The 13,696-nt window shown below is 50.8% G+C and carries 12 protein-coding genes; 9 read left to right on the forward strand and 3 right to left on the reverse strand.

The genetic code is table 11. The features are described from left to right. Window positions 1-26: 26 nt before the first annotated feature. The 4 genes from MKX70_RS14235 to MKX70_RS14255 all read left to right on the forward strand — a co-directional run bounded on the left by MKX70_RS14235 (window position 27) and on the right by MKX70_RS14255 (window position 6,665). Window positions 27-1,040: a sugar phosphate nucleotidyltransferase gene (locus MKX70_RS14235; protein WP_042238486.1), complete on the forward strand. Its 1,014-nt coding sequence runs from the start codon at window positions 27-29 to the stop codon at window positions 1,038-1,040. 344 nt (window positions 1,041-1,384) lie between these two features. After that, complete coding sequence (locus MKX70_RS14240; protein ID WP_340840202.1) at window positions 1,385-1,708, forward strand: glycosyltransferase; 324 nt, start codon at window positions 1,385-1,387, stop codon at window positions 1,706-1,708. A gap of 1,168 nt (window positions 1,709-2,876) precedes the next feature. Then, on the forward strand, window positions 2,877-5,969 hold the full coding sequence (gene ileS, locus MKX70_RS14250; protein ID WP_340840203.1) for an isoleucine--tRNA ligase: 3,093 nt from the start codon (window positions 2,877-2,879) through the stop codon (window positions 5,967-5,969). A 393-nt stretch (window positions 5,970-6,362) separates the two neighbouring features. Further along, entirely contained in the window at window positions 6,363-6,665 is a 303-nt protein-coding gene (locus tag MKX70_RS14255; protein ID WP_156123494.1) for a DUF5665 domain-containing protein, read from the forward strand. 33 nt (window positions 6,666-6,698) lie between these two features. On the opposite strand, the gene MKX70_RS14260 is transcribed toward MKX70_RS14255, so the two are convergent. Then, window positions 6,699-7,427 (reverse strand): TraR/DksA C4-type zinc finger protein, encoded by a 729-nt coding sequence (locus MKX70_RS14260; RefSeq protein WP_042238479.1) that lies wholly within the window; start codon window positions 7,425-7,427, stop codon window positions 6,699-6,701. Between the two features lie 256 nt (window positions 7,428-7,683). On the opposite strand from MKX70_RS14260, the gene lspA reads away from it, so the two are divergent. From lspA to MKX70_RS14275, 3 genes are all read left to right on the forward strand, one after another. After that, a complete protein-coding gene (gene lspA / locus MKX70_RS14265) occupies window positions 7,684-8,187 on the forward strand; it encodes a signal peptidase II (protein ID WP_042243176.1) in 504 nt (167 codons plus the stop codon). Beyond that, window positions 8,184-9,155 carry an RluA family pseudouridine synthase gene (locus MKX70_RS14270; protein WP_340840204.1) on the forward strand — a complete coding sequence of 324 codons (972 nt, stop codon included), beginning with the start codon at window positions 8,184-8,186 and terminating at the stop codon, window positions 9,153-9,155. Before lspA ends, MKX70_RS14270 begins: the two co-directional genes overlap by 4 nt. 100 nt (window positions 9,156-9,255) lie before the next feature. Then, a complete protein-coding gene (locus tag MKX70_RS14275) occupies window positions 9,256-10,509 on the forward strand; it encodes an LL-diaminopimelate aminotransferase (RefSeq protein ID WP_042238477.1) in 1,254 nt (417 codons plus the stop codon). Window positions 10,510-10,906: 397 nt separating this feature from the next. Here the strand turns inward: MKX70_RS14275 and MKX70_RS14280 are convergent, their stop codons facing one another. Further along, window positions 10,907-11,470, reverse strand: coding sequence for a GNAT family N-acetyltransferase (locus tag MKX70_RS14280; protein WP_340840205.1), 564 nt, complete (start codon window positions 11,468-11,470; stop codon window positions 10,907-10,909). A gap of 280 nt (window positions 11,471-11,750) precedes the next feature. Here MKX70_RS14280 and MKX70_RS14285 point away from each other — a divergent pair, with 280 nt between their 5' ends. After that, entirely contained in the window at window positions 11,751-12,563 is an 813-nt protein-coding gene (locus tag MKX70_RS14285; RefSeq protein WP_340841662.1) for an inositol monophosphatase family protein, read from the forward strand. A gap of 173 nt (window positions 12,564-12,736) precedes the next feature. Here MKX70_RS14285 and MKX70_RS14290 read toward each other — a convergent pair whose 3' ends face one another. Then, the gene (locus MKX70_RS14290) at window positions 12,737-12,880 is read right to left on the reverse strand and encodes a hypothetical protein (protein WP_340840206.1); all 144 of its coding nucleotides are present in this window, start codon (window positions 12,878-12,880) and stop codon (window positions 12,737-12,739) included. Between the two features lie 236 nt (window positions 12,881-13,116). On the opposite strand from MKX70_RS14290, the gene pyrR reads away from it, so the two are divergent. After that, window positions 13,117-13,695, forward strand: coding sequence for a bifunctional pyr operon transcriptional regulator/uracil phosphoribosyltransferase PyrR (pyrR, locus tag MKX70_RS14295; protein WP_042243170.1), 579 nt, complete (start codon window positions 13,117-13,119; stop codon window positions 13,693-13,695). The last annotated feature ends 1 nt before the right edge of the window (window position 13,696 follow it).

Here is a 13,696-nt window from a genome sequence, read left to right on the forward strand (position 1 = left end):
CTAATTTAATGAGTAGGGGGACGTTTATGAAAGGACTAATCTTGTGCGCCGGCCGGGGGACGAGACTGCAGCCTTCGACTTATACCAAACCAAAGTGCATGCTGCCTGTTAACGGGGAGTATATTCTTGTCTCAATTATAAAAAAACTTGTTGCGGCCGGAATTTCCGATATTGGAGTCGTAGTGAACCCTTCTCAAGGAGAGATCCGGGAAATGATTGGGGATGGGGAGCGGTGGAACGCCTCTTTAACCTTTCTGCTGCAAAAAGAAGCTAAGGGACTGGCGGATGCGGTCAAAAGCGCGCGGCCTTTTGTGGAGGATTCCATTTTTTTATTGATGCTTGGCGATAATTTGTATGAGGGTGATATAAAGCCATTAATCCGATCACTGGACGCAGATAAGGCTGCGGCGTCGATACTGCTTCAGCAGGTTAAGGAACCTGGTCAATTTGGAGTTGCCGTCATTAATGATGGGCAAATTGTCAATCTGGAAGAGAAGCCCCGCTATCCCAAATCCAATTTGGCTATTGTCGGCGTGTATGCTCTTACTGCAGCTATCTGGGCGGTAATAGACAGGCTAGTGCCTTCCCCGCGAGGAGAATACGAGATGACGGATGCCATCCAAATGTTAATTTCAGAGGGCGGGCATGTTGCGTACAGCATAACGACCGCAGCGTTTTTTGATATCGGGACCCACGAACGCTGGCTTGAAGCGAACCGCTACAAGATGGATCGAGATACACAGAACTTTGCGGATCCATCCTGCATTCACAGGTCTGTTCTATGGATTCCTCCAGTTAGGGTTGATCCGACCGCAAGCGTAACGAACAGTGTAATTGGGCCTTATGTGTATATTGGTCCGAATTGCGTGGTTGAAGATAGCATTCTGACCAATAGCATTTTGACCGATCAGGTTAAATTGTCCCATATTCATGCGGAGGGAAGTGTTTTTGGATCATATGTTCATCTGGCTGAACAAGAAATTCAGGAGCAGCCAGCCCGTCATATCCTAGGCGATCATGCGACGGTCACAAGAATCTAAGCTGACTTGCAGAACGATTCAAAATAAATAGAATACGTACTAGGAAATAGTCCACTCCAGTCACCAGGGTAAACATACCTTTTAAGGGTAGGTGGTCCTTGAGAAATAATTGAGCTGGTTTTGACGATTAAGAATAAAGGAAGGAGTTATACGGAACATGCGGGTGTTGTTCTTGCATCAGTCTTTTACAATACCCAGCAATCGATCAATGTGCACATTGTGCATGATGATTCCCTAAGTGAAGAGAACAAGTTAAAGCTCACTCAGTTGGTTGATGTATTTCATCACAACATCTTTTTTATCATGTTACAATTCCTGGGGATATGCAGGAAATTTCAGCTGGCGTGCATAAAATCGACTATTGGACAATGGCTAGTATGTACCGATTGTTGCTTCCGATATTTATTCAGGCTGACAGGGTTATCTATATGGACTGCGACATTTTGGTCAATATGGATATTAACGAATTGTGGAGCATCGACCTGCGAGAACGTTATTTGGGCGCAGTGCTGGACCAGGGCGAAAAGTTGCTTGAGTACTTCGTCTCACTGGGGCTGAATGGGGAGCTGTATTTTAACTCAGGGGTCATTCTGTTTCAGCTGAACAATATCCGCAATAATCAAACCTGTATGAAGAAATGCTTAATTTCTTGCGCAATTTCCCAATGACGACCATGCCGGATCAGGATGTTCTGAATGCCGTTTATAGCTCTAACTATTTCGCAAGAGTCAGCTGCTCCGGGTTTTGTACTAAACAACCTGAGTCCATATGAAGTCAGTTACTTATTGTTGGATATCATATATCTTGTACAGCTCATCAAGCATAAGGTTAGCAGCAATTACGCCGCGAAGGACAATATTAAAGTCATACGTCCGGAATATGGCTTAGCTCCGAAATACTATGACCTGCTTTTGGGAAAACCAATGAAAAAAGATTTGAAAAGCTGGGAGCAGTTATTATAGTGAATCTTGACAATTTGTTCGAAAAAGTCTATAACTATAGCATATATCCCATTGAACAGAACTTCGATGACGGGACAAGTACGATAAGGTAACGTTCTCCAGAGAGTCGGTGTTTGCTGCGAGCCGATCGTTCACGCCTTGCCGGAAGATCCTCCCCTAGAAGCTAAGCTGAAGCGTATATGCATACGTGTGTAAGCTATGCCGTCTGCCGGACGTTATCCCGGACCCGTGTGGCATTTCTGCATGCGGAACTGAGATTGTACTGAATACACTCCCCTTAAGGATGTGCGTGAGGTGCAGAATTAGGGTGGTATCGCGAGCGCTGTCTCGCCCCTGTGGGGGCGGGATGGCGCTCATTTGTGTTTACATCCCCCTAAATCCCCCTTTCCAAGGGGGACCCCAAGGGCTGGCCGCCCTCTAGACACCTGCAACAAGTGCTCCGAATGGGGAGTGACGATGGCGGAAGGGGAAGGATTACTGCGGCGGAGGGCGCGGCCCTTCTTAGGCTGCCCTGACGGGTACGCCTGCGGGGCCTCAACTACACCGACAGACCCCGGGCGAAGCCCGGCAATAGCGGCCCCCGGCCTGGCGCTGCCCTAACGGGATCGCGGGCCGGTAGCTTGAGGTAGAGCGTGCCGCTTGCGGCGTAAGCGGGCATTACAACAAAATTAACTTACCAAACCCCTTTCCCCTGGAGATCGACAAACTTTCCGGGTGTCCAGAGGGCGGAGCCCTTGGGGCCCTCCCTTGGCGAAGGGAGGGTTTGGGAGGGATCGAAAAGCTTTGAAAGGTTTTGATAGGTTTGAAAGCTTTTAAAGAAGGCTCGGATGAAATCCGAATAAGGTTTAAAGACTAAACGGAAGGATTGACCATCATGCATAAAGTAGATGTCAAAGAAAAAGCACGGGCCAGAGATGTCCGGATATTGAAGAAATGGAGCGACGAGAATACGTTCCGCAGATCCATGGAGAACCGCGAGGGACGCCCGAACTATGTGTTCTATGAAGGACCTCCGACGGCGAACGGCGTGCCGCATATCGGGCATGTGCTGGGCCGGGTCATCAAGGACTTCGTTGGACGTTACCAGACGATGAAAGGCTTCCGTGTGATCCGCAAAGCGGGCTGGGATACCCACGGCCTGCCGGTTGAACTCGGTGTGCAGAAGAAGCTTGGAATCTCCGGCAAACAGGATATTGAAGAATACGGCGTGGAGAAGTTCATCAAGGAATGTAAGGAAAGTGTATTCGGCTATGAGAAGCAGTGGCGTGAGTTCACCGAAGCGATCGGCTACTGGACGGACCTGGATAACCCTTACGTTACGCTGGATAACACCTACATCGAGAGTGTGTGGAATATCCTCGCTACAGTACATGACAAAGGCTTAATGTACCGCGGACACCGCGTCAGCCCGTACTGCCCGAGCTGTCAGACGACACTGAGCTCCCATGAAGTGGCGCAGGGCTACAAGACAGTCAAGGATCTGAGTGCTACAGCTAAGTTCAAGCTGGACGGCAGCGGCGATTATGTGCTGGCCTGGACGACCACGCCTTGGACACTACCGGCGCATATGGCGCTGGCAATGAACCCGAATATGGAATATGTGCGTGCCCAGCAGGAAGACGGCGTATATGTACTGGCCAAGAATCTCGTGGATGAGGTGCTCAAAGGCAAGTATACGATCCTGTCCACCCATACGGGTGCGGACTTTATCGGCCAGAGCTACACTCCGCCGTTCGATTATATTAAGGCAGAGAAGCATAATGTGATCGTAGGCGCATCGTTTGTTACAGATTCCAGCGGTACCGGGATCGTGCATATGGCTCCGGCACATGGTGAAGATGACTACAAGAGCTGCCGCGAGAATGGCATCAGCTTCGTCAACGTGGTGGATACCTCCGGTAAATATACCGGTGTGGTGAGCGATTTTGCCGGACGGTTCGTCAAAGACGTCGACCTCGATATCGTGAAGGTATTGTCCGAACGTGGACTGCTCTACAGTAAAGAAAAATACGAGCACAGCTATCCGTTCTGCTGGCGCTGCGATACTCCGCTGCTCTATTATGCAACAGACAGCTGGTTCATCCAGACGACAGCGATCAAGGATCAGCTGATCGCCAACAATAACAGTGTGAACTGGTATCCGGACCATGTGCGTGAAGGCCGCTTCGGCAAGTTCCTGGAGGAGCTGGTGGACTGGAATATCAGCCGTAACCGCTACTGGGGCACGCCGCTGAATGTCTGGGTCTGCCAGGACACCGGCAAGGAATTCGCACCGCATAGTATCGCTGAACTAAGATCGATGGCGATCGGCGAAGTAGCAGAGGATATCGAGCTGCATAAGCCGTATGTGGACAACATCAAGCTGCGGAGTCCCTTCAGTGAAGGCGGCGTAATGGTGCGCACACCGGAAGTCATCGACGTATGGTTCGACAGCGGCTCGATGCCGTTCGCCCAGAGTCACTATCCGTTTGAGAATGAGGACAGATTCGCAGACCAGTATCCGGCAGATATGATCTGTGAAGGGATTGACCAGACACGCGGCTGGTTCTACAGCCTGCTTGCCGTATCGACGCTGTTCACGGGCAAAGCGCCTTACAAAGCGGTAATCGCCCACGGTCATATTTTCGATGAGAACGGCCAGAAGATGTCCAAATCCAAAGGCAATGTCATCGACCCTTGGGAGATCATGAACGAATACGGCACCGACGGGTTCCGCTGGGCCATTCTGTCCGACAGTGCGCCATGGAACAACAAACGGTTCTCGCGCGGTCTGGTGGGAGAGACGAAGTCCAAGGTTGTGGATACGCTGGTTAACACGCATGCCTTCCTGACGTTGTATGCTGGTATCGACGGCTACGATCCTGCGGATCACCCGTTCAAGCTGCCTCGGCATAAGCTCGACCGCTGGATTCTGTCCCGATTGAACAGCCTGATCCTGCTGGTGGATAAAGGTCTTGCCGTTAACGATTTCGTGAATACGTCCAAAGCAATTGAGAATTTCGTGGATGAGCTGAGCAACTGGTACATCCGCCGTTCCCGTGACCGGTTCTGGGGCAGCGGGCTGGGCGAAGAGAAGCTGGATGCATACCGCACACTTACGCATGTACTGCTGACCACAGCTACGCTGATGGCACCTTTCACACCGATGCTGTCCGAGGATATCTTTACGAACCTGGGCGGAGGAGAAAGTGTGCATCTCGCAGATTATCCGGAAGCGGATGAAAGCCTGATCGATCTTGCACTGGAAAAGGATATGGAGAGCGCCAGAGGGATCGTGGAGCTGGCACGCAACGTGCGAAACGAGAGCGGCATCAAGACCCGCCAGCCTTTGTCTGAGCTGATCGCCTCGATTGACGATAACTTCAATGTGGCAGATTATGAAGAGCTGATCAAAGACGAAATCAATGTGAAGCATATTGTGATCGAGCACAGCGACAGCGGCTTTGTAGACTTCACCCTGAAGCTGAATCTGAAGGTCGCAGGCAAGAAATACGGCAAGAACGTTGGCTTCCTGCAGGGCTTCCTCAAAGCCATGGACAGTGACGCTACCCGCAAAACCGTACAGGACGGCGGACTCGCCATTGTATCGCCGGACGGGGAAGAGCTGCAGATCACATCCGAGGAGCTGCTGGTCGAGAAGCAGGCCAAACCGGGTTTTGCCTCGGCTTCCGGTTATGGACTGACGGTGGCGCTGAACACCGAAATCACACCGGAGCTGGTGCAGGAAGGCTGGGTACGCGAGGTGGTCCGTGCCGTGCAGGATTACCGTAAACGTCTGGATCTGCCGATCGACAAACGGATTGCTCTTACGCTGCATGTGGATGACGAGCTGAAGGCTGCGGTTACCGCATTCGAGCATATACTGCGCGAGAATGTACTGGTGACTACGGTTGATTTTGACGGAGACTATACCTATGAAACTGTGGATGCCGGCGGCAAGAGCATCGGAATTCATATCGGCGCTTAAGTAAAACCTGCACCCTGCATCACTTGTCCCTATATGGCATATACTAGCTGCAAAGAAAAGATTCTATGGGTTAGAATGCAAAATGACGAGCCCCGTGCTTAAAGAGAGAAGTCTCTTTAACCGGGCTCGTTTGCTTTGCGGGTCATAGAGATTCGAGGGAGGTGCCGAGGCATGGGCGGATGGAAAGATGGAGATACGGAGGGCGGGAAGCCGGAGAGGCCGGAAGGGCCGGGCAGAATTTCAATTCAGACCTCGGGAGTAGACAGCAGCATGGATACCGGTAAAGTACCGGAGGAGAAGCGCCAATTCCTGCATTCCGGGGAGCGTATACAGACACCATTTTCTTCTCAAAAGCCTGCAGCCGCGCTCGCAGCAGCCGGTGATCCGGCGGATCTGCCGCAGGAGGAAAAGCTGAACGCGCTGTACCGGATGACCACCCAGCTGGCCCAGCAGATGGAGAAATCGCGGATTGCAGAATATACGGAGCTGCTGCATTCGCCGTTCCGGCTGATATGGCTGAATATTTTTTCCGGAGTAGCCCGGGGGCTGGGGATTGCGCTCGGGTTTACTTTTTTTGCGGCGACGATTATTTATGTGCTTCAGGTGCTTGGGGCATTGAATCTGCCGATTATCGGGGACTATATTGCGGACATTGTGCGGATCGTGCAGCATCAGCTGGAGCTGAAGACCTTCTGACCCGGGTCCAAATTAAAAAAGAGCAGCACGGGGCTACTCCCTTTCTTTTTTGAGCGGGTCCAGCAGGTAGTCACCTTCCCCGTCGTCCATGTAATGGCGGTAGCTGTTGCCTTTGATGATGGTTAGATGATTTCCCGTAATGTCGGTAGCGACGAAATTCTCCCACGGCTCCACGAAGCCTTCGGTTTCGTCCGCTTCGATCTCCATATCATTGTAGGAGCTGATGTTGTTGCCTTCGGCCATGGCAGGGGAATCGGAATTGCCCCAGCTCTCTACAATCTGCCAGGCATCCTCCCCGTCGAAGCCGTTCTGGTCCTCCCGCTCATCCAGGCTGGTCCGTCCAAAAGGTGGTGACAACAGCTCCTCCTCCACCGGGCGTGTAAACGGAGCGCTCTGGCGTGGTGCATGCTCTTTGGTGTAGCGGGTGGATGGAATCGCGGCCAGACGTTCATAAGGAATCGGTTCGCCGCTGGCTATACAAATGCCATAGGTGCCTTCATCCATCGCCCGCAGCGCCGCTTCGATATCGTCCAGCTCATGCTCGTCCCGCTCCAGCAGGGAAATATCCATGGAACGGTTATATAGCTCGGTGGCGGCATCGCCGGGATGGTTGTCGATCTCGGACAGCTCTCCGGTAGTATCGCGCATAGCTTCCTGCAGTCCGTAATGCTCATTATTTTGCAGCCTGTGCTTGATGTCCTCCTGCTGCTGTAGCAGTAATGCGCGCAGCCCGGAGAGCTGGGTTGATGTCAGATGGCTCATTGCTGTGAGCTCCTTTCGGTGGCTTAATCCTCGCTGAAACGGTTCCGTCTTTATTAAGGAGGGCAAAGCCGTTTCCGCTTGTATAGCTTGGCCGCAGGGGCCCTTTTTTAGCGATGGAAAATAGTACCCGTACTTTGGAGGGTAAAGAGTGCCATGCAATGGACTGTATCTTGAGGCCTGTGCTACAATATACAAGTCTTTATACAGTATTCGTACCGCGGACCGCGGGAAAAATAAGAACGGAGTGACAACTTCTGTGGTGTACTTTCTGATTGCGCTAATTGTATTTTTGATTGACCAGGGTACCAAATATCTGATTGCTACCCGGCTGGAGATCGCAGAGCAGATTCCGGTTATAAAGGATTTCTTCATTATCACGTCCCACCGCAATCGTGGAGCCGCTTTCGGAATTCTTGAAGGACAACAGTGGTTCTTCATTGTAATTACGGTTATAGTTGTTGCCGGTATCGTCTGGTATCTGAACAAGGCCCGGAAGACCCGCAAATTGCTGCCTACGGCGTTGTCTCTGGTGCTTGGAGGAGCCATCGGAAACTTCATCGACCGGATTCTGAACGGTGAAGTTGTGGATTTCCTGATGTTCAATTTCGGCAGCTATACCTTCCCGATCTTCAACGTAGCCGATTCCTGCATCGTGGTAGGGGTAGCCCTGATCATTCTTGATACACTGCTGGATGTGAAAGGCGAGCAGGAAGTCACCGAAGTTAAGGAATCACAGGAAGTCAAAGAAGGGAATGAATGATTTTGAATAAAGACGTCAATGAGCAGGCGGTGTCTGGCGCCCTCGAAGAAGAAAGAGACGTCACCGAATGGATGGTTGCCGCGGAGAATGCCCGGGAACGGATTGATAAGTACATTACGGAGTCTTGGGAAGAAGAGGTTTCCCGCTCGCAGGTTCAGCTGTGGATCAGCGGCGGACATGTGACGGTGAACGGCGCGCCTGTCAAAGCAAACTACAAGCTGTATGAAGGCGATAAGGTGGCTGTTACGGTGCCGGAAGCCGAAGTTACGGATTTAATTGCGGAGAATATCCCGCTTGAGGTTGTATATGAAGACAGCGATGTTATCGTGGTGAATAAGCCGCGCGGTATGGTGGTGCATCCGGCAGTAGGACATCCCTCAGGCACCCTGGTCAATGCGCTGATGTATCATTGCAAGGACCTGTCAGGTATTAACGGCGAGATTCGTCCGGGCATTGTGCACCGTATCGACAAGGATACCTCCGGTCTGATTATGGCTGCTAAGAATGACGCCAGTCATGCTTCACTTGCCGCCCAACTGAAGGAGCACAGTGTAACCCGCCGCTACATCGCAGTGGTGCATGGCAATCTGTCTCATGATAAAGGCACAGTAGATGCCCCAATCGGCCGTGATCCGCATGACCGTAAGCTGTATATGGTCACTGAGAAGAACAGCAAACGTTCTCTGACGCATTTTACGGTGCTTGAGCGGTTCGGCGACTGTACGCTGCTTGAGCTGCAGCTGGAGACCGGACGGACGCATCAGATCCGTGTGCATATGAAGTTCATCGGCCATCCGCTGGTCGGCGATCCAATCTATGGACGCAGCAAAGGTACGACGATGACTGGACAGGCTCTGCATGCTGCTGTACTGGGATTTGTGCATCCTGCCACAGGAGAGTATAAGGAGTTCAGCGCGCCGCTTCCGGCAGATATGGAAGAAGTGCTGTACACACTGCGCAGCAGATAAGTACAAATGAATAGATTATAAGTCCATGGCTTCTAAGGCAGCTTTGCTTCATATTTAGATCATGGATTCACAACAAAAGCCAGGAGATGAGACGAAGATTATGAGTATTGAACACTATCAGGATACATTCATTCAGACTAATTTTGCGGACCGCATCGGCGGCGCCGGATATGGCAAGGACACTTCCATCTACAAATTCGAGAAAATCAAACGCGCCAAAGCATCGGCGAAGCAGGATTTTCCTAACATTGAATTGATCGACATGGGCGTCGGTGAGCCGGACGAAATGGCGGATGAAGGCATTGTGGCAAGACTTGCCCTTGAAGCTGCCAAAGAAGAAAACCGCGGATATTCTGACAACGGGATTCCTGAATTCAAAGCGGCTGCTGCTGTTTATCTGAAGGAAGTGTTCCAGGTAGACGGCATCGACCCGGTAAATGAAATCGTACATTCCATCGGTTCGAAGCCTGCGCTGGCGATGATGCCGTCCGTCTTCATTAATCCGGGCGACATCACGATCATGACCGTTCCGGGTTATCCGGTGCTGGGCACCCACACCAAGTATTTGGGCGGACAAGTATTCTCCGTTGAGCTTAAGAAGGAGAATAACTTCCTGCCTGACCTGAACTCCATTCCGGAGGATGTAGCACACAAGGCGAAGCTGCTCTACCTGAACTATCCGAACAATCCTACAGGCGCAAGCGCAACTCCTGAATTTTTCAGCGAAGTAGTAGCCTGGGCGAAGAAATACGATGTAGTTGTTATCCATGACGCTCCTTATGCAGCACTGACGTATGATGGCGTGAAGCCGCTGAGCTTCCTGTCCGTACCTGGGGCCAAGGATGTCGGCGTGGAGCTGCACTCCCTGTCCAAGTCCTACAATATGACCGGCTGGAGAATCGGTTTCGTTGCCGGCAACCCGCTGATCGTTAAGGCTTTCAGTGATGTGAAGGACAACAATGACTCCGGCCAATTCATCGCGATTCAAAAAGCTGCCGCATACGGTCTGTCTCATCCAGAGATTACCGAAGCGATTGCTGCCAAATACTCCCGCCGCCACAACATGCTGGTGGATGCACTGAACAGCCTGGGCTTCAAGGCAGAGAAACCGAAGGGGTCCTTCTTCCTGTATGTAGCTGCTCCAAAAGGTGTCAAAGGCGGACGCCGCTTCGAATCCGGCGAGGACTTCTCGCAGTTCCTGATCCGCGAGAAGCTGATCTCCACCGTGCCTTGGGATGATGCCGGCGCGTTCGTGCGTTTCTCCGTGACTTTCGTCGCCAAAGGTGAAGAAGATGAGAAGCGTGTAATTTCTGAAATTCAAAGACGCCTTAGCGACGTTGAATTCGAATTTTAAGTTTGGTTGATGAGACCGCTGCAGAGGAATCTGCGGCGGCTTTTTATTATGACAGCCGATCGCTCCCGAGCCTCACTATCCACTTCGGTCTGGTCAAATGTTACAAACTGCAACTTTACTCAGACGAAACAGGCACTGAAAGCGCAAATCCTGCACTTTTTACAACAATCCGCTTCAGAGGTAAGTGCATATTCATACTAAATGCTGTAAAAAATACAACATTAAACCCAATGATGCATTTACGGAGCAAAAATCCTGTAAAATGTGCAACATTACTTGGACAGGCCGGTAACAGGGGGGGACAGTATGCATGTGACGGTGAGAGTAAGGTGGAGTTAGCAGCCTCGAATATAAAGATAAGCCAGCCGGAAACTCCCGGCTGACCTGGAACAGCAGCCTAACCTTTCCGGTAGGCCTTGCTGTGAAAGGAATTAATATAACGGAATAGCGCTTCGCCATCGTCCGGTACATTTCCGCTACCATCCAGCGGCAGCAGCATCGCCTGATAAGGCTCGGGCACCCAGATATACTGGTGGACATAGGAGGTCAGGACGAATCCGTTCCGCTCCCAGAAATGAATGCGCTCCTTGTGTGTATCCGAGGTTCCGGATTCAGCTTCGATGATGATTCCCCGTACGTTGTGTTCTTGAACAGCCCAGTCCCTGATCTGTACGAGGAACCAGGTTCCCATACCCGCCCCGCGCAGCTCCTTATCGACCGCCAAGTAATCTATGATCAGTACCTTATCGTCAGTCTTTCCCACGACCCCAGTAACGGCCATAGCGACAACCTGCCCCTGCTGATCAAGTCCCGCATGTAGATAAGCAATCTTCCGCTCCAGCATACTGCGGAGAATCCCTTTTGACTTAGCGCAGCTCGGGAAAGCCTCCCGGTACATCGGCTCCATCTGCTTCCAGAGCTGTTCATCCCATTTATCTACTGTAATAAACTCCAGGTCCATGATCTGTTCGCCTCCATTTTTATCATAGCAGAGGCGGGGCGGGAACGAAAATATGCCAGCGGGCAGGATAGTTCAATCATTTCACGAATTTTTTATAAGCTGGATAATTCTGCGAATTTACGCAATGATTATTTTTTGAAGGTATGATTAAATTGAAGCAACCGAGTCATCAAGTTGTCTCTCAAATAGTTGATGATTCCATATTAAGCAGATACCTAATCAACACTGTATTTAAGAAATTACATAAAAGAAACGCACTATAAGGAGGAATGTGAACGAAATGAAGTTCGACCTTCGTGAATTAGCGTTGTTTGCAGAGCAGGCTGTAACAAAAGCGGGTGACAGAATTTCCAAATTGCGCATCCGGGAAAAAATTGAAGTGAATTACAAGGATTATGGTGAACTTGTGACATCCGCTGATTGGTTATCGGAAAAAATCATTCAAGGAGCCATAATGGATGAATTTCAAGGTCATCGAATTCTTTCTGAGGAAAATGGAGTACATAATTGGGATAATTTCAAGTTTGACGGTCCGGTTTGGGTAATTGATCCCTTAGATGGAACAGTTAATTTTGCTCGCAACCTGCCGCATTACGGCGTTTCATTGGCTTTTGCCCTTGATGGCATAGTGCTGGCAGGAGCAGTATATGCGCCAGATTTGCACTGTACTTATGTTGGGATTAAAGGAGAAGGCTCTTATTGCAATGGTGAGCGTTTACAAATTCGTACATGTACTTCGCTGCTAGATGCTGTCATAGGCACAGGTTTTCCGCATGATCCAGCAAAAGTGGAGCCAGCAATCGAAAGAGTGAACCGACTCAGAAGGAACTGCCGCGACATTAGGCGTTTTGCCGCACCAACAGTAGACATTTGTTATGTGGCGTCCGGTAAATTAGATGCGCATACGGAAAGTCTTTCACCGTGGGACGTAGCCGCCGCAGGCTTGATTGCACGGGAGGCGGGAGCATTAAGTTGCAATGTACATATGGTGCCTGATCACATCCCTAATGAACTCAATGGTGAAGAGGCCGTATTCGCTACACCCGGAATCTTCGATAATCTCTTGACATTATTGCGGAAGGAATCTGAATAAAAGGTTCATTCGCTTTTCAGCATAGCTTTAGTTCCGAGTATGCACTATCAGCGCAGCGCTATAGTACCGCCTTTCCTGCCCCACCCAACTCGGGGTGGGGTGGAATCTTTCACCCTGTTTAGGTGGAAGCGGCGGAGGGGATTTTGGAACTGGAAGGAGCGGAGCGTCCGCCTTTATGTTTGGATTTCTACCGCGGCGGCGGTAATAATCAGGAAATCCAAACATAACAGCGGCCGGAAGTCCAAAATCACCGCAGCCGCGCCATTCATCAAAACAAATCTTGCAGAAAGTTTGACACCACCCTTTTCTTCTGTCATAATTCCCTTTAGTTGAATATGCGCCTTTAAATCAGTCCCGTGAGGCTGGCAAGGTAACGTGAATCGAGGTTCGCGACATTTTGAAGGAATCCGTATAAGTACGGAGGGCCTTTTTATGCGCGCGGACACGCCATCTTTTTGAATCTGCGGATTTCACTCCTTGCCTGTTTCGGGCAAGGAGTTTTTTGTTTATCCGGGAACTTGAACAGGCGATCAAGCAGGAGGATGGCACGATGATGGTTACTGAAAAAAATGTCATTATGGACGAAACGGCGATTCGCCGGGCACTGTCACGCATTGCACATGAGATTTTGGAGAAGAACAAGGGTATTGAGAATTGTCTGCTGGTCGGCATCCGTACGAGAGGGATTTATCTGGCCCAGAGGATTGCGGAGCGCATCAAGGAGATTGAAGGCGTGGATATACCTTACGGTGAGCTGGATATCACGCATTACCGCGATGACCGCGAAGGCGGCGACAACAGGGAGTCGATGGACAAGGCTGTGGTCAACAGCAATCTGATCCTGCCCCCGGGCAGCAGCGGCATCCAGGACAAGAAAGTGATTCTGTTCGACGATGTGCTGTACACCGGCAGAACGATCCGGGCAGCGATGGATGCGCTGATGGATTGCGGACGGCCGCGGATGATCCAGCTTGCTGTACTGGCTGACCGCGGACACCGGGAACTTCCGATCCGCCCTGACTATATTGGCAAGAACGTACCTACCTCCAGGCATGAGCAGATTGAAGTGTCACTGACCGAATTCGACGGCAAGGACGAAGTGTACATTATTTCAAACCGGGAGGAACGATAAC

The organism is Paenibacillus sp. FSL R7-0312, assembly GCF_038004445.1.
Lineage (GTDB): Bacteria > Bacillota > Bacilli > Paenibacillales > Paenibacillaceae > Paenibacillus_AQ.